Genomic DNA, 22,532 nt, shown 5'->3' with positions numbered 1-22,532 from the left:
CCTTAAGGGTGTGAGTTTAAAGACAAAAGAGAATTCAGCCAGAGCACTTCCCATACAAAAGCAACGGAGTCCTTTAGTGGAAATTCCGACGGTTTTTACTTTTGATAATTGTGAACTCACACTCTATGAAACTCTGGAAGAAGCCGATAACATAGGTTTCCAGTTCAATTATCCCACGGTAGCCATCATGTTAAGTGGCAGAAAAGTAATGCGCATAGATGGAAGCTCTTTTGAGTTTTTACCGGGAGCGGTTTTTATAGTGTCACCGGATGTTCCCATGCTGATTGACCTTCCGGGCGCATCAAAAACCCATCCAACACTTTGTTTAACATTAACTATTAACAGGAACGTCATTCTGAAACAGATTGAAGTCCTCTTAAAAAACAATTCTGCAAAGACCATTCAAAAAAACATAGAGTATTTGCAGGACCATAAAGATTTTCTATTGTTCGAAGAAAATGGGCTTTATCGCTTAGCGCAAAGAATTGCGGAAATAGCTCAGGAAAAAAATCTCGACTATGAAAGCATAATGCAAATTGCGACGAGTGAATTAATCATCCGATTAAGCCAAACACATTCCTGTGAACTTTTATTAAAAAGTGCGAAAGTTCAGAATGTTTCCGATAATTTTTCAAAAGCAGTAAATCATATTAACGCGAATTTCACAGAACCCATCAGTATTGACGATCTTTGTAACATTGCATGTGTTAGCAAAGCTGTACTCTTCAGGAAATTTAAAACAGCCTTTGGTTTAACACCGGTAGAATTCATTCTCAAGAAAAAAATTGACACTGCCAAAGATCTATTAGATGACGCAGAACATCACAGTATAAAATTTGTTTCGATTAAATGTGGTTTTAACAGCGAAAGTTATTTTAACCAAATTTTTAAACGTCAATTGGGCATGACCCCGGTAGCATACAGGAATCGCTTACACAAGGAGCAGGATTAGAATTAAATTTTAACCTCGATGATTTACAAACTCAGCCACAGATTATACAGATCGTAAAAAGGGAATTGCCAGACTAGGAATTGAAAAATTAAAGAGGATGCATTGGCCTCCCGCAAATACGAACATCTTTAGATTCAGAGGACAGTTTTAACTATTACGTTTTGGAGATAACCTTTCGTCTGTATATTTAATCTCCGTCTTGCCATGTGGGGCGGGCTCTCCCGCTTCATTTACATTAACAAAAACCATTTTTTCAATTGTTAAAATACTTTTGTGTGTAATTTTATTTCTCACCTCACAGGAAAGCGTAATGGAGGTTTTTCCAAAAGCAGTAGCCTCAATTCCCATTTCAATAATATCTCCTTGACGTGCCGAGCTCACAAAATTTATTTCGGACATGAACTTGGTTACTACTTTTGAATTATCTAATTGAATAATGGTATAAATGGCAGCTTCTTCGTCAATCCAGCGCAGCAAACTTCCTCCAAATAAGGTTCCGTTCGCATTCAGATCTTCTGGTCTTATTAATTTACGCGTATAAAAATTCATGAGATAAAGTTATCAGAAAAACCTGATCCTGTGGATGTTCCCTGCAAAAAAAATAAAGCCACTTTATACATTATTATATGTAGTCTCAAAGCTCAATCATTTGCGGTCAGAAAAAGTAAGTGCTTACTTTTTAGAGATTATCCTGATATAATCTATCACAATAGTGTTAGAAGTTCCGTTGTAATCGCCTATACATTTGCTTTATACTAATTTAATTTAAACAGGCTATGGCAACTTACAAATTCATGATTGATGGTAAAGCGATTGATTCCGGAAAATCTTTCGAAGTAAAAAATCCTGCTACCGGTGAGGTAATAGGTTCAGCATCTATTTCATCCCCCGCTGACGTTGAGAGTGCTGTAAAGTCAGCTAAGGCTGCGCAACCAGCCTGGGCTGCCAAAGGCGACGACGAAAGAAAAAAAATATTAATGAAAGTTTCGGAAGTTCTTGCAGAAAACTCCCCTTATTTAGCAGAATGGATCACCAAAGAACAAGGTAAACCACTCGCCGGACCGGGCTCTCTGTTCGAGATGCAAGCTTGCGTGGGCTGGACCCAGGTTCCTGCATCCTTAGATCTTCCCGTAGAAGTTGTTTTTGAAGATGATACACGCAGAGATGAGTTGCACCGCAAACCACTTGGCGTTGTTGGTGCTATCACACCGTGGAACTGGCCCTTGATGATTGCTATCTGGCAAATTGTTCCTTCGTTACGCGCGGGAAATACGGTGGTAATTAAACCTTCAGAATACACTACTATCGGAACGCTGGAAATGGTGCGTCTTATGAATACGGTTCTTCCTGCCGGTGTTTTAAATGTTATCACGGGTGATGGAAAAATCGGAGCTCTGTTAATTGAAAATAAAGATGTGAATAAAATCATGTTTACCGGCTCTACAAAAACAGGACGTAAAATCATTGATGCTTCTAAAGGCAATATGGCCCGTCTAACACTAGAATGCGGAGGAAATGATCCTGCTATAGTTTTACCAGGTACCGACGCGCAAAAAATTGCCGGAGATCTTTTCTGGGGAGCATTTATAAATATGGGCCAGACTTGCGCTTGTGCAAAACGTTTATACGTGCATGAAAATGATTATGAAAACGTAATAAGTGCCTTAGATGCTGTGTCTGCGCAAATGCCTATGGGCAACGGAATGATAGAAGGTAATGTATTGGGGCCGATTCAAAACAAAATGCAGTTTGATATTGTGAAAGGTTTAGTCGATGATGCTAAAGCCAATGGAGCCCGCATTATTCGTGGTGGCGAACCTATGAAAGGGCCGGGCTACTTTTATCCTATAACCCTTATTGGAGACATTGATAACGGTTCGCGACTTGTTGACGAAGAACAATTTGGTCCGGTATTACCCATCATTAAATACAAAACCATTGAGGAAGCAATTGCAAAAGCCAACGACAGCGAATCAGGACTCGGCGCTTCTGTATGGGGCACAGATCTGGCCGAAGCAGCCAGAGTAGCAAAACGTATCGAAGCCGGAACAGTGTGGATCAACCAACACGGCGCTATACATCCAATGGTTCCGTTTGGTGGCGCCAAAGATTCTGGTTACGGCGTAGAATTTGGCATCGATGGATTAAAAGCAGTAACACAACCGCAAATTATCAGTATTAAAAAATAACTATTAACCCTTAATACACTTTACTATGGATTACGATTATATCATTATCGGCTCAGGCTCTGCAGGCAGTGTAATTGCTGCCCGTCTTACAGAAGACACAAAAACAAATGTCCTGCTGTTAGAAGCAGGAAGTCCGGACAACGATCCAAATATACACGCTCCTGCAGGGTGGCCCGGAACCTGGCAAACAGAGCGTGATTGGGCATATATGACAGAACCGCAAACGCATGCGGGTAACACGCCGCGCTACTGGCCACGTGGAAAAACACTAGGCGGAAGTAGTTCTATCAACGGAATGATTTATGTGCGTGGCCACTATTCTGATTATGACAACTGGGCTTACCAGGGTTGTAATGGATGGGACTACAAAAGTGTTCTTCCTTATTTTAAAAAATCAGAAAATTATGAAAAAGGGGCAAGTGCAACGCATGGTGTTGGCGGCCCATTGCATGTAACAACCATCAAGCATCCAAATCCCATCTCTACTGTTTCTTTAGCAGCCTGTGCGGAATTAGGATTACCACTCAATGAAGATTGCAACACAGATATTTGGGGTGCCGGCTTATGTGAATTGACGGTAACTCCCGAAGGTGAACGCTGTTCAACAGCAAAGGCATTTTTAGTACCCGCCTTAGGAAGAAAAAATCTCACGGTGATTACCAATGCTCCTGCGCAAAGATTAACTTTTAAAGGAACAACCTGCACAGGTGTTGTTTATAAAAAGGATGGCAAAGAAGTAACGGTAAAGGCAAGCAAAGAAGTTATTCTTTCTGCCGGTGCTATTGGTTCTGCTCAGCTTCTTATGTTGTCTGGTGTGGGTAATGCAGAAGATTTAAAGAAACTCGGAATCAAGTCTGTCGCAGATCTTCCGGGCGTTGGACAAAATTTACACGATCATTTATTAGTAAGTGTGATCTTCGAATCTAAACAACAAATTCCTCCACCTCAGGCAAATTTACTGGAGGCTCAGCTCTTCTGGAAAAGTCGTCCCGATATGTTAACTCCAGACTTACAACCTTTGTTCATGGGATTACCATACTACTCTCCGGGATTTACCGGACCTACTAACGCTTTTACCTTATGCGCTGGTTTAATTCGTCCCGTGAGTCGCGGTGAAATGAAATTAAAAACCACAGATGCCGCAGACGCGCCCTATTTAGATCCGAACTACTTAGGAGATGACGCTGACTTAAATGCTTTATACGAAGCCGTAGAACTCTGTCGTAAATTAGGGTATACAGCTGCTATGAAAGACTGGATGAAAGAAGAAGTTCTTCCGGGAAAAAATAAGACAAAAGAAGAAGTGATCGATTACATCCGTCAGTCATGTGGCACCTACCACCATATGGTGGGAACCTGCAAAATGGGAATTGATAAAATGGCTGTTGTTGATCCAACCTTAAAAGTACACGGCGTAAAAGGATTGAGAGTTGCTGATGCTTCTATTATGCCTGCTGTAACCTCTGGAAACACTAATGCTCCAAGTATTATGATTGGTGAAAAAGCAGCTGATATGATTCGTGCCGAAGCAAAACATGCTGGCAGAAGCACCGGGACCGTTGCCTTACATCAACCATTTTGATAAGAGAAGATTCGTTTGAATTCGTGAGACTTTTTAAACCGTAGTAGAAATTCTATTTTTTAATTTAAGTTTTTTTAGTTCTTATAAGCCAAAGCAAGATCAGGTGTACGCCTGATTTTTGCTTTTAAAAAATTACATTTGTTACAACACTTCTCACCGTTTACGGGCCAAGAGGATCATTTTAAATACAAGAAATAATGAGCTACTTCAATAAAGATATCGAGACCATGCCACTCGAAAAATTACGCAGACTTCAAAACGAGAGATTACAGCATCAACTACAAAACGTCTATGCGAAAGTTCCTTTTTACAAACAGCAATTAGATGAGAAAGGTTTAAAACCTTCTGACATTAAGACCGTAAACGATCTTCATAAATTACCCTTTACAAAAAAAGTAGCGCTCAGAGATAATTATCCTTTTGGTTTGTTTACTGTTCCGGTTCAGGACACGGTAAGATTACATTGTTCGAGTGGAACTACAGGCAAACCTATTGTTGTAGGCTATACAAAAAATGACATTGATCTTTTTTCAGAAGTGATAGCGCGTTCTTTAACGGCGGCTGGTTGTAAAAAAGGCATGAAGCTTCAAAACGCTTATGGTTATGGACTCTTCACGGGAGGCTTAGGTTTACATTACGGCGCTGAAAAATTAGAAATGACGGTGATTCCTATTTCGGGTGGTGGTACTGAAAAACAAATTATGTTGTTGCAGGATTTTCAAAGTGAATCTATTTGTTGTACGCCTTCTTATGCTTTAGCGATCGCAGAATTTATTCAGAAAAAAGGAATTGACTTAAAATCATTGAATTTAAAATATGCCATCCTTGGAGCCGAGCCATGGACAGAAAGCATTCGTTCGGAAGTAGAGGCCAAATTAGGTGTAACGGCCACCAATATTTATGGCCTCTCTGAAATTATTGGTCCTGGTGTTTCGCAAGAAGACTTTGAAGAAAAAGGAACAGGCAGTTATATTTGGGAGGACCATTTTTACCCGGAGATCGTTGATAAAGACACCGGAGAACCGGTACCAGAAGGAACTAACGGCGTTCTTGTTTTCACCACGCTTACTAAAGAAGCCATGCCAATGATCCGTTACTGGACCAATGACATTACTAATATTTATTACGACAAGAGTGCAAAACGTACACACGTAAAAATGGGCCAAATAGTAGGACGCTCAGATGACATGTTAATTATTCGCGGCGTCAATCTTTTTCATACACAAGTAGAAGCAGTGCTAGAACATTTTTCAGAATTCAGCTCTAACTACCAACTCGTTGTTAGTCGCGAAGGCGCTATGGATGAAGCGGAAGTTAACATTGAAATAGCCAGCGCCCTTTTTGAAGGCATTAAAAAAGAAACCTCAGCCAGCGACGCGGATGTTTTAAAACATGAAAAAATTCAATTTGCCCACAAAGGATTGAGTAAAAAAATAAAAGACGATATCGGTTTATCGATGAAAATACATTTGGCTTGTCCCGGAACTATCCCGAGAAGCGAAGGTGGAAAATTAAACCGTATACTTGATCTAAGAAAAAAATAAAATGACTCCAGAAGAGGTATTAGCCATTATGATAAAACGCGACCATTTTACAAAATGGCTCGGCTTAGAAATAGATAAAATAGAAACCGGTTATTGCAAATTGCATTACACTGTAAAAAAAGACATGCTGAATGGCTTCGAAAAAATTCACGGCGGTGTCTTATTTTCAGCATCCGATTCAGCGTTTGCATTTGCCTGCAACTCTCATGGCATCATAACAGTTGCTTTAGATGTCTCCATAACCTTTACCAAACCTTGTGTAGAAGGCGATGTTTTGGTTGTGGAAGCTAAAGAAATTCATCTTGGAAATAAAACCGGTCTGTATGACATTCGCACCACCAATCAAAAAGGAGAACTGATTTGTATGTTTAAAGGGACGGCATACAGAACCGGTAAAATTGTAGAATAAAAAAAGTCCCCGGCTTTACAGGGACTTTTTTAAATTCTATTTATCTTCTTTAATTGCCTTCATGCCCTTTGTCCATCGCACCAACTGCGTCACCATGGTTTCAGCAGATTTTGAAATTATTTCTGTAGGAGTAAATGCTCCATCTTCATTAATCAATTGATTTAAGCCGGGAATAATCACTGTTTCATGCAAAGCAATAGTTCTCAAGGAAAGAAGATCTTGTTTGAGACTATGCACCGCTCTAACACCTCCAAAAGGACTTGCCGAATAACTCACAATACCTGCAGGCTTGTATCCCCACTCATGCACCAGGTACTCTAAAGAATTTTTCAGAGACGCAGGATAGCTGTGATCGTATTCGGTTGTTACAAAAATAAACGCGTCTGCTTCTTCAATTTTTGCACTCCATTGTTTACTATGCTCGTGCTCATATTGTTTCATTATGGGGTGAACGGCTTCATTCATTAAAGGAAGATTAATTTCACCGAGATCAAGAAGCTCTGCTTCAAAATTCCCGTTAGTGTCGGCTATGCTTTTTATCCATTTTGCTATAGTCGGACCTTTCCGGCCCGGTCTTACGGTTGACGAGATGATTTTTAATTTATACATAAGTAATTTTAAGTCGTCAAAAGTACAATTCCTATAGAGTCAAGAGTGGGCAGTATCCTTTAAGACACCGCTCCCACATAGAATTTAAAATTCTTTAACGGGAGTCTGCAAAAAAAAAGCTGCCTTATCTGGCAGCTCTTCCTTTTAGCGTTTTTGATACTTAGGCAGTGGCCACAGGGTTTGACGCTGAATGCACGTTATGGTAAAATTCTTCCAGATTTTCTTTTTTCTCATTTGCAAAATCTTCTACTTTTTCAGCCGATCTCATAAATTTATTTTTTAGATTTCCGGCAAGATCTTTTGAACCCTCCATTAATTTTTTGCGTGTCTCGCTACCTTTATCCGGTGCCAGTAAAATTCCCGCTACTGCTCCAAGAGCTGCACCAATTAAAAGTGCTCCTAAAATTGTTCCTGTATTTTTCATAATCAGTTTTTTTATTACTGTTATAAAAACTCTGTGCCAGAATTTGATCCAGTTTTAGCGGCGTGAATGAGAAATTCAGCGTAAAATAGAAGAAAATTTTACCCATCCGTATAAAGGCGGGGTGTGGGCAGCGAGCGGTTTTTTGTCTATATTTACGAAAAGTAAACCCACGTCTATGAAAAACCCAATTCAATTAGCTTTGCTAGTTGTTGTACTTGTTTTTTTAAGGAGTACTCCTTTAAAAGCCCAGTGTACTGCACCTGTAACACCCACTATTACACCCACAGCATTTTGCGCCGGTTCAGCCACTAATGGCACCTTATCTGCTACCGGAATTTCTTCCCTGCAAACATCCTGGTATGTTAACGCTTACGGAGGAAATGCCATAGGAACAGGATCCGCTATCGCCGTACCAACTACTGCGGCCGTTTATTACGTTGCGCAACTGGCTCCTACAAGTACACAATCACTTACTTTGCCTCCCCATGGAAGCATCTATTCAACCACTACAAGAGGTTATTATTTTACAGCTCCTGTTGACTTTGTGATTACAGGGCTTCGGGTTCCAACAGATGCAAGCACCGGAAGTTCGAATATAGCCGTTCTTAAATTCACTAACGGAGCTCCTCCCATTTATTCGAGTGTTACAAACAGTTTTAATACACTTTACCTCACGCAGAATAATTCGAGTACTGGGATTATTTCGGTAAACATCCCGGTTTACGCCGGTGATATCATTGGTATTTTAGGAGACAGGGCAGATAATAATTCGTATGCCAATGTTGCTCCTTACAGCGCTTCACTGGGAAGCAACACGCTTACGCTTAATCGCATGGGAATGCAATATGCTTTATCTACTAACGCTCCCATCGATATATGGTCGGAAGCATCGGGTAACATATCGCGTGTGGAAATGTATACTACTCTGGGATGTTTGAATTCATTAACTGCCTATACACTAACACCTTCAACACCACCAACGCTTAACATTTCAGGAACCTCAGCCTCTGTTTGTGCAGGAGCAGCTGTAAACTTCACTGCTGGCGGGGCTTCTACCTACAGCTGGAGTAACGGCGTTTCTACAGCAAGTTTAAATGCCAACCCTCTTTCAACTACTGGCTATACAGTTACAGGATTTTCTGCGAGCGGTTGCAGTAGCACACTGGCTGTTACTGCCAGTGTTAATCCTCTGCCACTTGTTGCTATTACAGGTCCATCTGCTACTTGCTCAGGAACTACTATCACCCTTACAGCAGGCGGCGCAGGTTCGTATCTTTGGAATACAAGTGTTAGCACTTTAACTATCGATGTTGCCCCAACTACCAATAGCGTGTATAGTGTTATTGGCACCGACGCTGTTACCAATTGTTCAGCCACGGCAATACACAGCATTTTGGTTAACGCTAATCCTACACTCGCCATCCTCACTCCGACATCAAGTTGCTCAGGACAAACCATTACGCTTACCGGCAGTGGAGCAGATATTTATAGCTGGAATTCCGGCACCATCGCCCCAAGCATCTCTCCGAGTCCTACCATTAGCACACTTTATACGCTAAGCGGAACTATTACTGCTACAGGCTGCTCCGAATCAACAACAACGTTGGTGACCGTTTTAAATCTCCCGGTTATTTCTATAAATTCTCCGGCCTCTGCATGCAAAGGAACTACGGTATCACTTTCAGGATCAGGTGCAGATACTTATACATGGAGCACCGGCGCTCCCGTTGCTAATATCACGCAAACAATCAATGCTTCAACCGTTTACACCCTTAGTGGAACCAGTATGATTACCGGTTGTAAAAATACTACTACTATACAAATAGTTTCGCTTCCAAATCCAACGGTAAGCGCTAGTATACCCACCATTGCATGCGCGGGTCAGGGCGTTACTTTAACTGCCAGCGGCGCTCATCTTTACAACTGGAGTAATGGCTCTACCCTCACTACGCAAATAGATACTCTGTACGTTACTACCGACTTTACAGTTACAGGAACGAGCAGCGTAACAGGTTGCTTTAGTTCTGCAGTGGGACAAGTAAACGTTATTTCAAGTCCCACACTTACCATTAATCTTCCAACACCCATCTGCGCAGGTTCTTCGGCATCCCTTTTTACAAGCGGAGCAGATACTTATAGCTGGAGTACAGGAAGTTTAAGTTCGAGTATTACCGTAAACCCTCCCGTTACCAGCATTTACACTGTTACAGGAACATATACTTCAACCGGTTGTAAATCTCTTGCTTCTACCACGGTTCTGGTAAATCCAGCTCCTGTGTTGCCTATAATAGGAGCCAGCCAGATTTGTATAGGAGAATCTTTAAATCTTACTACAGGCGGTGCGAATACTTACAGCTGGAATACAGGCGCTACTACAGCGATAATTAGCGTAACACCTGCTGCTACTACCGTGTTTACCGTAACAGGTACAAATACCATTACCGGTTGCAAAGGATCATCCACACATGCGGTATTAGTGAATCCGCTTCCGGAAGTAGGTGTAATATCTGAACGCACTTTGGTTTGCACAAGCGATGCCCAGTTAAATTTGATAGGCACCCCATCGGGAGGTTTCTATTACGGTCAAAATGTTAACAATAACACTTTTAATCCCAATATTTTTCCTGGAGTTTACACTGCTGTTTATTCGTATACAGATATGTTAACTGCCTGCTCAAATACAAGCTCTGTAGCTATTACGGTTGATGTTTGCAGTAGCCTTAGCACCGAAAATGCGATTGGGTTTCGTGTATTTCCAAATCCGGGTGCAGGTGAATTCTTTGTAGAATTTAACGATGCCACCCTTAAAACCATTCAGGTAATCGATCTTAGCGGAAGACTACTATCTGAACGCACTACTGACGCTCAAAAGTCAAGTATTGATTTGCGCGCTTATGCTAATGGGGTTTATTATTTAAAGATAAAATCGGCAGCATCCTTAAACACTTTTAAAATTATAAAAAACTAAATTACAGTTCTAATTATTTAAGAATCCCTTCACAGCCTTGTGAAGGGATTTTTTTTTAACCAAAGGCTCTACTGCCAGCATAGAAATTCATCCTCTTTTTTCTTTGAACTTTTAATGCAAATTTTAATTTTATACAAGTTAAATTTATGACGACCTGCCACCTACAGGCACTATAAATAAAGGCGACGCTAGTGTTACAGAAAAATACATGGCGGCTGAAAAAGTTTTTTTCCTGTTAACAGGCGACCGTTCGTATTGCGTTAAAAATTCAGACGAACAGAATGTTGAAACAGGGAGGAATGCCAAAAATTAAACTCCAATAAATAGCACCAGAATTTATATAATTACTCTGACTTTTATTCTGGAGCTGAACTCTACTGCATAGACTATAAACCCCTATAAAAGAAGAACCCCGCCAGCGATTGCTCGTGGCGGGGGAGTTTTTCTTTTACCCAAAAAAAAGAAGAAACAATTATTCTGATGTAAAGATACTATCTTTTAATAGAAGACAGTACTTAAAAAATCTTAAAAAAAATTTTGACTTATCGCAAAGAAAAACAGCGACCCTGCTGGCATGCAATGTGCATCCTTTTTTTATGATTAAAATTAGTACTCCTTTTACTTTTCTCGTTCTTTTGCTGGCAGTGTTCTATTCCTGTAAAAAGTTCGAATATAGCCCCTATCAAAAAGACGTTAAGGATGAGCTGATTAGCAAAAACCTAAATGCTTTGAATATTACAAAACTGTTAGCTGACAGCGAGCATAGCGACGATACCGTTACCATTGTATACAGCGGAGATTCACAAAGATTTTATGATGAACTTGAAAGCCTGGTAAAAAAAGTAAATACGCTTCCGAATATTGATTTTTTTGTTCTTGCAGGGGATGTGGCCGACTTTGCGCTAGCGCAGGAATACCTATGGGTGGAAGAAAGATTAAGAAAGCTCAATGTTCCCTTTTTGTGCGCTGTTGGTAATCATGACCTCATTGAGGACAATGGTGAGATCTACACAAAACTATTTGGAGAAAAGAACTATAGTTTTATCTACAAAGACTATAAGTTTTTATTTCATGATACAAATGGTCGTGAATACGGATTTGATGGCACGGCACCTAACCTGTCGTGGATGGATGCAGAATTGAAAGATAAAACACCAAAATGGTTTGTGGGAGTTTCACACATTTCACCTTATAACGAAGACTTCGACAAAAGCCTGGAGCAGCCTTACCGGAAACTATTAAATTCTACACCAGGATTTATTGTATCGTTACACGCCCACCTGCATGGCGCCACTGATTCAGTTTATTATGACGATGGCGTAAGGTATATGACGGCAAATGCTATAGTAAAAAAAGAATTTATCGTTTTGAAATTCATTCACGGAACCATTATCAAACAGATTCTGTCTTATTAAGATGCTCAGATTTTTTTACATACTTTGTATCCTCTTTTCAGTTCGAGACTTTCAGGCTCAAATCTTTAAAGCACTTCCTAAAACTGCTTTTACCGGCCAGTATGCAGGAAGTACGGGACTTTACACTTTCGGTGTTTCGAAAGTTAGTCGCTACGATAAAGTGGAGCTCGGACTTTTATACGGGAGAGTGCCAAAAAAATTTGGAGGTATAAATAATTCGCTGGTTTTAAAATTCACTTACAATCCTTTTCAACTAGACGTCACTGAAAAACTAAAATTCGAGCCGCTGCAAACCGGATTGTTTATCAATCAAAATTTTAATGAACACACCACTGTTCTCTGGAATGACAAATACCCCAAAGGGTATTATTGGTGGGCTAAAAGCACACGTTTTCATTTTTTCTTAAGCACACAAATTTCGGTAAGAATAGAAAAAAAACATATAGATCGCGCTGCGTGGTATTTTGAAGCTAATACCAACGATCTCTATGTGCACAGTTACATTCCCAATACCAGATCGCTGAGCTTGTATGATATTTTCTTTTTTGGCACAGGGCTTAAGCTCTACATCCATTAATCTATGGTGCATTTACCCGATAACTGTTATACCCGGCAAAAATTCCATAGCCGTTATTTATGTTAGAGTACATGGGCACAGGTTCTGAAAAGGGATTTGTACCGCTGTTTAGCGCGAGTTGTAACCTGGTATGATAGTCGTAATATTCTTTAGAAACGTGTAGAAGGTAAATATAGGTATCGGGTTCATACAGAAAATTATAATAAAACTGAACGGAACTTGACAGTACACCATTCTTACTTTCGGTATCCGGGTACCATTCTGCAGTAACATATTTCGTGTAAATAGTATCTGAAAAATTTCCGTTTTGATTGTAGCCCTCAAATAAATAATAGCTTGAACTCTGCCAGAATAACCTATAATAATCTTCGGTCTCAGCAGGGTCTGTCCACTTTATTTTTAAAGTAGAGTCAGGGTTTTGCTCGAAAACCAAACTAGTATTTGCTGAGGGAATACGTGTGGAAGCACTGGCTGACTTGCCATCGGGCGTACTTACAGAAATTGTGTAGACTATTCCCTCCCGAATTTTAAGCAAAGCAGAATCAAGCACGTAATACTCCGACACCGGGTCATATACGAATGTTCCTGATCCTAGTTGGCTGCTTATTGTAACGAACGCATTTTCAACCGGTTTATATTTATTTTTTTTAGCGTTATTGTATAAAGGCTCACTTTGCGTCACCTCCACTCTCAGTAGTGTGTCCTGTGGAGACAGAAAAGAAACGATGACCAGGCGTGAAGGAATTTCAGGCAAGCGCACCTTAGCATCTTTTTCGCAGGATGTTATGCAAAAGAAACTAGTAAGAATAAAAAGGAGCGATGCAATTTTTCTCATTTTTGCTGTGGCGGTTATTAAAATTTCCATGTCCATGAAATTGATGGGATAATTGGGAATAAAGAAATCTGAATTAATTTGGTTTCGTTCGTTTTACGATCTACTTGTGTTGTATAAAAAAAGGGATTTTTGCGGTTATAGGCATTGTAGAGTCCGAGTTCAAATATACGTTCGTATTTTTTCCGGATCTTATGAAACTGCACAGCTACATCCAGGCGGTGGTAGGACGCCATACGAAAACTATTCCTCTCACCATAATCGTTTACAATGGGATTGTCGTTATAAGTAACCGGATAGCCGTGTGATAATGCCTGCTGCGACACAATGGTTTGAGAGTACTGGGAACTGTGATCTTTTAACTGGTATGTGGATAAAGGAAGTGTAATGGCATTACCTGTACCATAAACCCACACAGCCGAAAAACTTATTTTTTTGCTTAGTTTATAAATTCCAACAACAGAAATATCGTGACGCCTGTCGTACCGGGCAGGAAAACGTTTTCCAAAATTAAGTTCATCAAAAGTCAACCAGGTCCATGAAAGTGTATAGCCTACCCATCCAGTAAATTTGCCAGCTTTCTTTTGGAGAAAAAATTCAGCACCGTAGCTTTCTGCTTTACCGGATGTTACAGCATCTTCGTAAGTGTATTTTCTTGTAGTATAAGGATTGATATCATCTATATTTATAAAAGAGGCGCCTTCCTTATACCCTATCACATTTTTTGAGCTCTTGTAATATCCTTCTAATGAAACTAAAAAATCCATCTCCTTAATTTTTAAATCTTTTGCTAAACCTAATGCTACTTGTTTGGATTGTTGGGGCTTAACACGATCTGTGGCAGGCACCCAAAGATCGGTTGGCAAACTATAGCCCGAATTGGAAAGCAAATGCAGATATTGGTTCATAGTGGCATAACTTGCTTTTACCGACAAGGTTTTGTTAATTGCATAGCGCACAGATAATCTCGGTTCAGGATTTATGTAGGACTTTTTGCGGACGTTAAAATTGGTTAGTCTAATGCCTGCATTGATTCTCCATTTTTGTGTGATCTTATAATCATCTTCTACATATATTGCTGCCTCTGTTGCATCTATCACCGTTTTTTTTGATGAGGCTGGTTCGCTTGACTCTTTATAAACCACTGCATTGGGTGTAAAGTGATGAAAAGTGGCCACAAGGCCCGTTTTAATTTTGTGATTTGCGCTGGGGAAAAAATCAAGATCACCTTTCACAGAATAATCCCGTATTCCTGAATTGTATTTCAAATCAAACGATCCGAAGTCATCTGTTTCCTTAAATTTAACCCCTAACTTATAATCTGAACAAATTAAAGAGATATTTGAAAATAACTTATCTGTAAACAGGTGATTCCACCGTAATGTAGCCGTCGCGTTTCCCCACTGGAGACCAGCCTCCGTCTTTTGAGTATAAGTAGCGTCACTTTGATCATCGCGTAAATAAAATTTGTCTTTTCCAAAATACCCGCTCAAATAAATTTTATTCCTGTAATTGATATTATAATTCAGTTTGGCATTGAGATCATAAAAATAATATCCAGCAATAACACCCTCAGAATATTTTTTAATTAAAGGACGAGCTAAAAAATCGATATAAGTGCGTCGCCCGGAAATTAAAAAGGAGGCTTTGTTTTTTTTAAGCGGGCCTTCAAGTGTGAGCCGCGATGAAATTAATCCTATGCCGACATCCGCTTTTATTTTTTCTTTGTTACCATCCTTCATTTGCATATCTATGACCGAAGAAAGGCGCCCTCCGTAGCGGGAGGGAAATCCACCTTTAGTAAGTTCAACGCTTTTTAGCGCATCGCCATTAAACAAAGAGAAAAATCCAAATAAGTGGCTGGCATTGTACACGGTAGCATCATCTAAAATAATTAAATTTTGATCCGGTCCTCCGCCTCTCACGTAGATACCGCTGCTACCCTCACTTCCCTTTTGAACACCGGGCAATAACTGAATAGCTTTTAAAACATCTTTTTCACCTAACAGTGCAGGCAGACTTTTAATTTGTTCCACCGGTAAATCAATTTTACTCATCTGCACATCTTCACTAATACTCTCTTCACTTTTTGCCGTAATTTCTACTTCCTCCAACAGGGAATTACTTTGCATTTCAATGTCTAGCTGAATATTTTTATTCAGCTGAATCTTAAAAGCCTGAGCTTTGTAGCCTACATAAGAAATGAGCACTTCAATTGTATCAGCGGGCAAAGTGATAGAATAAAAACCATAGCTGTTGCTTGCTGCGCCGACCTTAAGCTTTGGCACATATACGGTAGCACCTGGAAGATTTTCCCTACTTCCTTTTTCGTTAATGTATCCCGAAATAGTGTATTTGGCAGGTGTTTGTGCAAAGCCTAAACTACTGCATAAAACAAGAGTCCATAAAAAAAAATGTCGCATACGCTTTGTGTGTGTGGGTGGTAAATTAGCTTTTGTTAATTTACCTTAACGGCAGCTTCCACATAATATTGCCAAACATACCTCAAAATCTCCTCAAACTTAAGTCTATCGCCCTCACTTACAACTCAATAAACCTGTTAAATTGTTTCTATGAAATCAAAAATCGATTTCCTTTTTAAACGTATTTTATTTACCTTGATAAATCCAAAGCTGTGTCATTAAAACACAGAAACAAAATTCAGGCTATTTAATTTATTAAAATCTAAATTATGAAAAACGCAAGACTTGAACAATTACAGAAAGAAATTGAACCGCTAAGAGAACAAATCAAGAATCACGCGATATACAGTGAAATCAAGACTCTGGAGGACCTGAAGATTTTTATGGAGAATCACGTTTTCGCTGTGTGGGATTTTATGTCGGCGTTAAAAGTTTTACAACAAAAACTTACGTCCATTCATGTGCCCTGGATTCCAAAAGGAAATCCGAACACCCGTTTCCTGATTAATAGTATTGTACTGGAAGAAGAAAGTGGACTCGACCAGGATGGGAACCGCCTGAGTCATTATGAGCTTTATCTTAATGCCATGAAACAAGCGGGCTGCAATACCGACGCCGTTACCTCGTTTCTGCACGAGTTGAGCGATGGTCAATCGTTCAGTATTTCTTTAGATCAAAGCACCATACCTGACACAGCTAAAAAATTTATTAAAAATACCATTCAAACTTCCATTCACGGAGATAAACTTCATGTGCAAGCCGCGGTATTTACATTTGGCCGCCGGAATTTATTACCCGATATGTTTAAGTCGCTGGTAGATGAGTTAGAACAGAAAAATCCGAAGCACATTAGCATTTTCAATTATTATTTAAGTCTGAATGCTTCAGGTAAAAAAAACAATCTCTCCACCCTGGCGCAGGAAATGACCCTGGAACTTTGCGGTACAGACGAGAAAAAATGGGAAGAAGCCACTAATGGAGTAAATCGTTCACTTCTTGCACGCATCCAGCTCTGGGATTCTATCCTTGAAAAAATAAAAGAGCAAAAAGGGTCTAAAGCTAATAAACATCATTTGTAAGCTTAAACAGGCATCAGTTTTGCATCTTTTAGTGTATGAAAGCAAAATACATACTTGGCGCAGTTCTTCTTGCCGCTGTAACAGCAGCCATAATTAGCTCGTGTAAGACCATTCCTAAAAATGCCAAAGCTGTAAAGCCTTTTGAGAAAGAAAAATACCTTGGTAAATGGTATGAAATTGCACGCTTCGATTACCGCTTTGAAAAAAACCTTAATAACGTAACCGCAACTTATTCGTTAAAAGACAATGGTTTTATTAAGGTTGACAATAAAGGCTACAACTACAAGAAGAATACATGGGAAGAAAGCATAGGGAAAGCAAGATCTGCGGGTGACCCAGAAGAAGCGAAATTAAAAGTTTCCTTTTTTGGTCCCTTTTACGCGGGTTACAATGTTATAGCTATTGACGAGGATTATAAATATGCCCTGGTGGCAGGAAAAAACCTCGACTATTTGTGGCTTCTTTCACGCGAAAAAACAATTCCTGAAAACATAAAACAAGAGTACCTTAATAAAGCTAAAGCGATTGGCTATAAGATTGAGAATTTAATCTGGGTGCAGCAGGACAAGTCCTGATTCATTTACTGACGCTGATTACACAGATAAACAATGATCGCCTACCGCTAAGATTATTTCGCAGATTTTTTTGCAGGCAGAAAAGAAATACTGTCATGTACAATTGCAATTGCATGCTTTGGGCTGCAAGTTCTTCTACTGTTAGAAGCTGTATTTTTGTTAATACTATAATTCGTAGCAAAGTAAAACTACTTTGTGTAGTAAGTTTGTGTAAACATTAATACCAAGACTTATGAAGACTTCTAAAAAAATCGAAACTTATTTCACACTGATTGAGGGAATCCACTATGAGAACCAACATGGTGGGGTTTATGCTTACGTGCAATTTCTGGCCTATGCGAGAGAATTGGTACTAGCTTTACGTCCGCTAAAAAAAGTAGAGAGGCAGATAGATGCAATTGAAAGTGTAAGTTGGTTATTTAATGAATACTTGTGCGCGAAGTTTACCCACCGCCAGAAGGCGATCTTCGAAAATAAAATGAGCGAGTTAAAAGAAACGTTTAATACAATCCGTCTTTCTCTAAGAAGTTTTGAATTTGAGCAAACTGTAACAAGCAGAACGCATCATAAACAAGCGGCCTGATTTTAAAAGCTTTAAACTATTATTATGACCGGACAGTTAAATTTATTTAGCGACGAGCTTTACGAATATTTTTTTCTTATTCAACCTGATCAAAAAACGGAAAAAGAAGTAAAGCTTTATAAACGTATTGTAAACAGCTCTATTCATTTGTCAGCCGAAAACTTATGGTCGGTGCCTTACCTTTCCCTTTTTAAGTGGACAGTAAACTATAGTATGGATGAATTTATCATTCGTAAAACTACAGAAGCCTTAAAAAACACCGAAGGCTTTAAAATAAAGCTGGACGGTGTAGATGTCTACCATCATGGTCAGGTGAAAAAATCGCTGGTTTTAAAAATTAAGAATCCAGCGCCTATTAAATCTGTGAATAGATCTTTGCTGGAAGAATTCAAATGCAATGCTCATAAAATTTCTCCTCATATCACCATTGTGAAATCCATTCCTAACATTGATTTCAAAAAACTAAATTCCCTCGACCAATTTGATTATAAGGGAGAATTTGACTGCAATAAAATTACGATTCTAAAAAAGATGATTGGCAGTGATCAAAAATATGTAGTGCTGCATGAAGCAGCTTTGTGTTAGAGAAAAGCTGGTAACGTCAGACGTGAGATCGAACTACCTATTAATTCTGAGAAATACATACGTTTTTCAAAATGGGTCGACAATAATATTAATGATTGGCAATCTACTTCGGCATCTTATGTTCCGGCGGACATAATTGTAAGCCAAGACTCATTTCAACTTCTTTATTGGGCTGGTCAGGACGGTGCTGTTATTTCTTTTACCGACAAGAATAATAATCCCAAACAATATATGAAATTAATTAAAAAAGGGTCCCTCGATTTCCTAGCTAAATAGACGGACAAAAAAACACGTCCGCATAACAGCAAACGTGTCGCCACCGCGGAGGAGAGACAGCATCGCGTATGCAAAAGCAATTTTAGTTTGGTGCCGCGTTGCGGCGTGACACAGTTTTGCTTTTGCGTAATTTATTTTAACTTCACTCCCGATAGCTATCGGGATTAACATCGTCGAAATTTGTTTTTTCGCCGGCGGCAGCTCGCCTTCGTTAGCAGTGACTGTTGGTACAGACTTCTCCGAGCCGAAACCTCAGTAGACAAAAAACATTTTGCTATGACAAACAAAACTGCCTTTGACCATGGACCTTTGACATATAAGTATGCTAAAACGCTCAATGGTAGAGGCAGGTACGGAGCTGTGACTATTCAAATCGTTCAGACAAATACTGAATCAACTGTTACAGACGCCTGTGAGTGGGCGACGTTCAAGGAAGCGTATCCAAATTTTGTTGAGTTTGACATTTTAAAACTTTGGAAACAAAGTGCGATCAATGCGGCTACACACATCATTAACAGCTATTCTCTTCCCAATAACATTGAGGTAATACTCAGGGACGTAATAGGTCTTTATATAGACACTTGTCCCTCTCATATCGGTGCGGCAATGACCATAGGTATTTTTGACTATTGCAATAAACCACTTAATAAGCAGGACCTTGAATCACTTGACGACTTCATTGAAAGCTACAGAGATCCTGAAATAATTCCCGACTACAAACAGTTACAGTTGACAAGCAGCAAAATTAAATAGATGCAAAATTAAATAGATGCAATTAAAAACCGCTTTGATTGCGACACTCAAGCAACAGGTAACTGTGTACCACCAGCGAACTGCTTTCAGCAACTAAGCGCCAGCGGACGATTGTACATGCAAAAGCAAATTTAAATTAAGGCCCGCTTCGCAGCCAGAAATAGTTTTTGCTTTTGCTCACATTATTGTAAATTCGTTCAGACATCGGAGGCTTTTAAAAACCGGCAAGCATCTTATTTTCGCCGGCGCCAGTTCGCAGCCCTTTAACAGTAAGTAGCGGAACAACACCTCAGACAAAAAAGGTAACTGTTAACAAAAACATTATGACGAACTGGACAACAATATCGCAAAATGACTCCGATAAAATCTGGGAAAAATTTGATAATGACTTTTCCTTTAATCCAAGCGTCGACCCCACTAACTGGCCTTCAATTAAAACCGACAAACCTAACATTAAACTGAGCATTGCCGACCTGTGGGGCGACAACTATGATGAAACAAAATGGTTTTTTTTAATTAAAAAAGGTATCAATTCTTTTGTTAGCATTTCAAATCCTCATGAAGAAATCATTGTGCTAGACTGGCAACACAAATGTTTTTATGTAAATCCTCGAAATATTACAGTGGACGCAATGCTACCGACAGACAAGTCAAGTACTGTGGTTCCTTCATTTGTTCCAAATGGTGACTATTATATTTTCATAACAATTGACTTCGAAAATATCTGGTTCGGACATCCCTGGGAAAAAACAATAACAATCATCGGTGACAAACTAATTAAAGCATACAATCAGGCAGACAATGAAAAATATTAAAATAATTGGCCGACTTTTTATTTTCTATTTTTTAGCAGTTATTGGACTCCTACTTTGGAAATGGTACAAATTTAACAACGATGCTGGACCTACCGATTTCGGCGGACTTGTATTACTCATAATGCTATTTTCTATTGTTTATTACTATATCCTCACAGTGTGGACTTGGCGACTGACAATGCGGTACTCAGAGTTTAATAAAACTGTGACCGTTCAGTTTGTCCTGATCTTTTTAGTTGGAATACTTACTTCACTTATTTGGCTATCGTTTGAAATAATTTAGATCGGATACTAACAAAAAAGGGCGTCATGCCGGGCTTCTTATTATTTTGGTATCTGGTTGGACATTCGTACTTTTAGCTTAACCGTAAACCGGCACGAACGCCAGCTTTCCATACCTTAGGCACAATAGCAATCGACACATGACATCAAGAATATATTTTATTTTCATAGCGGTAATCTTCTTTTTTAACGTTTCAATGTACGGACAACAAGAAGCATCATTCGTGAATAAATCATTTCTAATAATCGGATCGACAAAGAAAATTGCCGACGCTTATGCAATTGCAAAAAAGGCTTCAGAAAAAACACATATTCATTTTCAAGACAATCAACTTCAGGCAAACAAGAACAGTGGCGCAACATTTCCGGCGGACACGTGTAAGGCAGCCGGATTTGAATTTCCATGTTATATTGCTCGAGGACGTTACGACGACGGAGTATATTTAAGCATAGAATATTCAGACGCCTATTCTGGTTTTGCAAAGGGATTATTTATCGTAGTTGCCGCGAATGGAGACCCTAACGACAAAGACCTTATCCAAACCTTACAGAAAGTTAAAGTTCATTATCCCGACAGTTACATCAAACAAACGAAAGTTTACGTAGGCTGTATGCACTGACTTGTGACTTAGCTACTGGACCTAACAGCAAACGTGGCGCCACCGCCGACGAGAGGCAGCTTGCCATCACACAAGCTTTGCTCAAATTTCCGCTGGCCATTTGCCGTATACAAAAGCACTTTTAATTGGTGCGCTTTGCGTCGTGACGCCTCGACAAGCTCAGCACAAGCTCTGGTTTTACTTTTGCTTAATTTACTTTAACTTCGCGGTGGCATTGGAGGTTTTAACAATCGACAGCATATAAAACAGTAGCTGCTACTGCCTGCAAACCGTTAGCCCTAATGCCACGACACACTAAAAATAACAGCAGTCCGACAGAAAAATGAACGACAACGACACAAAAAGACTTTCCCGACTGACGGCAATTTTAACGCAATTGCAAACAAAACGCCTTTCCACAGCAACAATCCTTGCGGAAAAATTCCAAGTAAGCATCAGAACAATTTACCGGGACATAAGAGCTTTAGAACAAGCAGGTGTTCCAATAATCACAGAAGAAGGAAAAGGCTATTCCTTAATGGAGGGTTACAGAGTTCCGCCTGTAATGTTCACAGAAGCACAAACAAATGCGTTAATTACCGCAGAACAATTGGTGCTACAAAACAAAGACTCTTCATTCATTAAAGATTACACCGAAGCCATCGAAAAAGTAAAAGCGGTCTTAAAATACAACATACAAGACAAAGCGAACTTAATTTCAGAAAGGGTGCGATTTGATCAAAATAACAATCGCGAACGAAACAGTAGTCATTTATCTGACTTACAATTTTCAATGACGAATTTTCGGCTTACAAAAATTAAATATACCAACGAACAAAATAAAACCACCACCCGATACATTGAACCTTTTGCGTTGCTAAGCACCGAAAATTGGTTGCTGGTAGCTTATTGCAGGCTAAGAGGAGGATTTCGTTTTTTTCGTTTAGACAGAATTAAAAAATTAGAAATACTTCCTGACAAATTTGAACTCCACAAAATGACCCTGCAAGAATATTTTGATACCCATCATTAATTTATTTTCACCCCTGACATAAGGCTGT

Annotated in this window: 22 protein-coding genes; 17 read left to right on the top strand and 5 right to left on the bottom strand. The window is 39.4% G+C overall.

The window, feature by feature from the left end; all coding sequences use genetic code 11:
* Window positions 1-10 precede the first annotated feature (10 nt).
* Window positions 11-952, top strand: a complete 942-nt coding sequence (locus tag CNR22_14860) for a hypothetical protein (GenBank protein PBQ33002.1) — start codon at window positions 11-13, stop codon at window positions 950-952.
* Window positions 953-1,099: 147 nt separating this feature from the next.
* Here the strand turns inward: CNR22_14860 and CNR22_14855 are convergent, their stop codons facing one another.
* On the bottom strand, window positions 1,100-1,501 hold the full coding sequence (locus tag CNR22_14855) for an acyl-CoA thioesterase (GenBank protein PBQ33001.1): 402 nt from the start codon (window positions 1,499-1,501) through the stop codon (window positions 1,100-1,102).
* A gap of 227 nt (window positions 1,502-1,728) precedes the next feature.
* Here CNR22_14855 and CNR22_14850 point away from each other — a divergent pair, with 227 nt between their 5' ends.
* From CNR22_14850 to paaD, 4 genes are all read left to right on the top strand, one after another.
* Window positions 1,729-3,141, top strand: coding sequence for an aldehyde dehydrogenase (locus CNR22_14850; GenBank protein ID PBQ33000.1), 1,413 nt, complete (start codon window positions 1,729-1,731; stop codon window positions 3,139-3,141).
* A gap of 25 nt (window positions 3,142-3,166) precedes the next feature.
* A complete protein-coding gene (locus CNR22_14845) occupies window positions 3,167-4,723 on the top strand; it encodes a choline dehydrogenase (GenBank protein ID PBQ32999.1) in 1,557 nt (518 codons plus the stop codon).
* A 197-nt stretch (window positions 4,724-4,920) separates the two neighbouring features.
* Window positions 4,921-6,267, top strand: coding sequence for a phenylacetate--CoA ligase (locus CNR22_14840; protein PBQ32998.1), 1,347 nt, complete (start codon window positions 4,921-4,923; stop codon window positions 6,265-6,267).
* Window position 6,268: 1 nt separating this feature from the next.
* Window positions 6,269-6,676, top strand: a complete 408-nt coding sequence (paaD, locus tag CNR22_14835; GenBank protein ID PBQ32997.1) for a phenylacetic acid degradation protein PaaD — start codon at window positions 6,269-6,271, stop codon at window positions 6,674-6,676.
* 36 nt (window positions 6,677-6,712) lie between these two features.
* Here the strand turns inward: paaD and CNR22_14830 are convergent, their stop codons facing one another.
* Window positions 6,713-7,285, bottom strand: a complete 573-nt coding sequence (locus CNR22_14830; protein PBQ32996.1) for an NADPH-dependent FMN reductase — start codon at window positions 7,283-7,285, stop codon at window positions 6,713-6,715.
* Window positions 7,286-7,445: 160 nt separating this feature from the next.
* A complete protein-coding gene (locus tag CNR22_14825) occupies window positions 7,446-7,709 on the bottom strand; it encodes a hypothetical protein (GenBank protein ID PBQ32995.1) in 264 nt (87 codons plus the stop codon).
* Between the two features lie 175 nt (window positions 7,710-7,884).
* Here CNR22_14825 and CNR22_14820 point away from each other — a divergent pair, with 175 nt between their 5' ends.
* The 3 genes from CNR22_14820 to CNR22_14810 all read left to right on the top strand — a co-directional run bounded on the left by CNR22_14820 (window position 7,885) and on the right by CNR22_14810 (window position 12,669).
* Window positions 7,885-10,677, top strand: a complete 2,793-nt coding sequence (locus CNR22_14820; GenBank protein PBQ32994.1) for a hypothetical protein — start codon at window positions 7,885-7,887, stop codon at window positions 10,675-10,677.
* A gap of 428 nt (window positions 10,678-11,105) precedes the next feature.
* Complete coding sequence (locus tag CNR22_14815; protein ID PBQ32993.1) at window positions 11,106-12,092, top strand: metallophosphoesterase; 987 nt, start codon at window positions 11,106-11,108, stop codon at window positions 12,090-12,092.
* Between the two features lies 1 nt (window position 12,093).
* Window positions 12,094-12,669 (top strand): hypothetical protein, encoded by a 576-nt coding sequence (locus tag CNR22_14810; protein PBQ32992.1) that lies wholly within the window; start codon window positions 12,094-12,096, stop codon window positions 12,667-12,669.
* A gap of 1 nt (window position 12,670) precedes the next feature.
* Here CNR22_14810 and CNR22_14805 read toward each other — a convergent pair whose 3' ends face one another.
* Both CNR22_14805 and CNR22_14800 read right to left on the bottom strand, forming a co-directional pair.
* Window positions 12,671-13,540, bottom strand: coding sequence for a hypothetical protein (locus tag CNR22_14805; GenBank protein PBQ32991.1), 870 nt, complete (start codon window positions 13,538-13,540; stop codon window positions 12,671-12,673).
* The gene (locus tag CNR22_14800; protein PBQ32990.1) at window positions 13,522-15,924 is read right to left on the bottom strand and encodes a TonB-dependent receptor; all 2,403 of its coding nucleotides are present in this window, start codon (window positions 15,922-15,924) and stop codon (window positions 13,522-13,524) included. Before CNR22_14800 ends, CNR22_14805 begins: the two co-directional genes overlap by 19 nt.
* Window positions 15,925-16,193: 269 nt before the next feature.
* Between CNR22_14800 and CNR22_14795 the strand changes: the two genes are divergently transcribed.
* The 9 genes from CNR22_14795 to CNR22_14755 all read left to right on the top strand — a co-directional run bounded on the left by CNR22_14795 (window position 16,194) and on the right by CNR22_14755 (window position 22,504).
* Window positions 16,194-17,003 (top strand): heme oxygenase, encoded by an 810-nt coding sequence (locus tag CNR22_14795; protein PBQ32989.1) that lies wholly within the window; start codon window positions 16,194-16,196, stop codon window positions 17,001-17,003.
* A gap of 35 nt (window positions 17,004-17,038) precedes the next feature.
* Window positions 17,039-17,578 carry a lipocalin gene (locus CNR22_14790; protein PBQ32988.1) on the top strand — a complete coding sequence of 180 codons (540 nt, stop codon included), beginning with the start codon at window positions 17,039-17,041 and terminating at the stop codon, window positions 17,576-17,578.
* 232 nt (window positions 17,579-17,810) lie between these two features.
* Window positions 17,811-18,161, top strand: a complete 351-nt coding sequence (locus CNR22_14785) for a hypothetical protein (GenBank protein ID PBQ32987.1) — start codon at window positions 17,811-17,813, stop codon at window positions 18,159-18,161.
* A 24-nt stretch (window positions 18,162-18,185) separates the two neighbouring features.
* A complete protein-coding gene (locus CNR22_14780) occupies window positions 18,186-18,746 on the top strand; it encodes a hypothetical protein (protein PBQ32986.1) in 561 nt (186 codons plus the stop codon).
* Between the two features lie 552 nt (window positions 18,747-19,298).
* A complete protein-coding gene (locus tag CNR22_14775) occupies window positions 19,299-19,775 on the top strand; it encodes a hypothetical protein (GenBank protein ID PBQ32985.1) in 477 nt (158 codons plus the stop codon).
* Between the two features lie 323 nt (window positions 19,776-20,098).
* A complete protein-coding gene (locus tag CNR22_14770; GenBank protein ID PBQ32984.1) occupies window positions 20,099-20,590 on the top strand; it encodes a hypothetical protein in 492 nt (163 codons plus the stop codon).
* Window positions 20,577-20,873 carry a hypothetical protein gene (locus CNR22_14765; GenBank protein PBQ32983.1) on the top strand — a complete coding sequence of 99 codons (297 nt, stop codon included), beginning with the start codon at window positions 20,577-20,579 and terminating at the stop codon, window positions 20,871-20,873. Before CNR22_14770 ends, CNR22_14765 begins: the two co-directional genes overlap by 14 nt.
* Window positions 20,874-21,069: 196 nt before the next feature.
* Window positions 21,070-21,492, top strand: coding sequence for a hypothetical protein (locus CNR22_14760; GenBank protein ID PBQ32982.1), 423 nt, complete (start codon window positions 21,070-21,072; stop codon window positions 21,490-21,492).
* Between the two features lie 322 nt (window positions 21,493-21,814).
* On the top strand, window positions 21,815-22,504 hold the full coding sequence (locus CNR22_14755; GenBank protein ID PBQ32981.1) for a DNA-binding transcriptional regulator: 690 nt from the start codon (window positions 21,815-21,817) through the stop codon (window positions 22,502-22,504).
* The last annotated feature ends 28 nt before the right edge of the window (window positions 22,505-22,532 follow it).

It is taken from the genome of Sphingobacteriaceae bacterium (assembly GCA_002319075.1).
Lineage (GTDB): Bacteria > Bacteroidota > Bacteroidia > B-17B0 > Aurantibacillaceae > Aurantibacillus.
The sequence above is the reverse complement of the archived record's forward strand: the minus strand, read 5'-3'. Positions and strand labels throughout refer to the sequence as shown.

Coding starts and splice junctions, on each gene's coding strand:
- CNR22_14855 (PBQ33001.1), bottom strand. CDS start 1,501: ATGAATTTTTATACGCGTAAATTAATAAGACCAGAAGATCTGAATGCG.
- CNR22_14850 (PBQ33000.1), top strand. CDS start 1,729: ATGGCAACTTACAAATTCATGATTGATGGTAAAGCGATTGATTCCGGA.
- CNR22_14845 (PBQ32999.1), top strand. CDS start 3,167: ATGGATTACGATTATATCATTATCGGCTCAGGCTCTGCAGGCAGTGTA.
- CNR22_14840 (PBQ32998.1), top strand. CDS start 4,921: ATGAGCTACTTCAATAAAGATATCGAGACCATGCCACTCGAAAAATTA.
- paaD (PBQ32997.1), top strand. CDS start 6,269: ATGACTCCAGAAGAGGTATTAGCCATTATGATAAAACGCGACCATTTT.
- CNR22_14830 (PBQ32996.1), bottom strand. CDS start 7,285: ATGTATAAATTAAAAATCATCTCGTCAACCGTAAGACCGGGCCGGAAA.
- CNR22_14825 (PBQ32995.1), bottom strand. CDS start 7,709: ATGAAAAATACAGGAACAATTTTAGGAGCACTTTTAATTGGTGCAGCT.
- CNR22_14820 (PBQ32994.1), top strand. CDS start 7,885: ATGAAAAACCCAATTCAATTAGCTTTGCTAGTTGTTGTACTTGTTTTT.
- CNR22_14810 (PBQ32992.1), top strand. CDS start 12,094: ATGCTCAGATTTTTTTACATACTTTGTATCCTCTTTTCAGTTCGAGAC.
- CNR22_14805 (PBQ32991.1), bottom strand. CDS start 13,540: ATGGACATGGAAATTTTAATAACCGCCACAGCAAAAATGAGAAAAATT.
- CNR22_14800 (PBQ32990.1), bottom strand. CDS start 15,924: ATGCGACATTTTTTTTTATGGACTCTTGTTTTATGCAGTAGTTTAGGC.
- CNR22_14795 (PBQ32989.1), top strand. CDS start 16,194: ATGAAAAACGCAAGACTTGAACAATTACAGAAAGAAATTGAACCGCTA.
- CNR22_14790 (PBQ32988.1), top strand. CDS start 17,039: ATGAAAGCAAAATACATACTTGGCGCAGTTCTTCTTGCCGCTGTAACA.
- CNR22_14785 (PBQ32987.1), top strand. CDS start 17,811: ATGAAGACTTCTAAAAAAATCGAAACTTATTTCACACTGATTGAGGGA.
- CNR22_14780 (PBQ32986.1), top strand. CDS start 18,186: ATGACCGGACAGTTAAATTTATTTAGCGACGAGCTTTACGAATATTTT.
- CNR22_14775 (PBQ32985.1), top strand. CDS start 19,299: ATGACAAACAAAACTGCCTTTGACCATGGACCTTTGACATATAAGTAT.
- CNR22_14770 (PBQ32984.1), top strand. CDS start 20,099: ATGACGAACTGGACAACAATATCGCAAAATGACTCCGATAAAATCTGG.
- CNR22_14765 (PBQ32983.1), top strand. CDS start 20,577: ATGAAAAATATTAAAATAATTGGCCGACTTTTTATTTTCTATTTTTTA.
- CNR22_14760 (PBQ32982.1), top strand. CDS start 21,070: ATGTACGGACAACAAGAAGCATCATTCGTGAATAAATCATTTCTAATA.
- CNR22_14755 (PBQ32981.1), top strand. CDS start 21,815: ATGAACGACAACGACACAAAAAGACTTTCCCGACTGACGGCAATTTTA.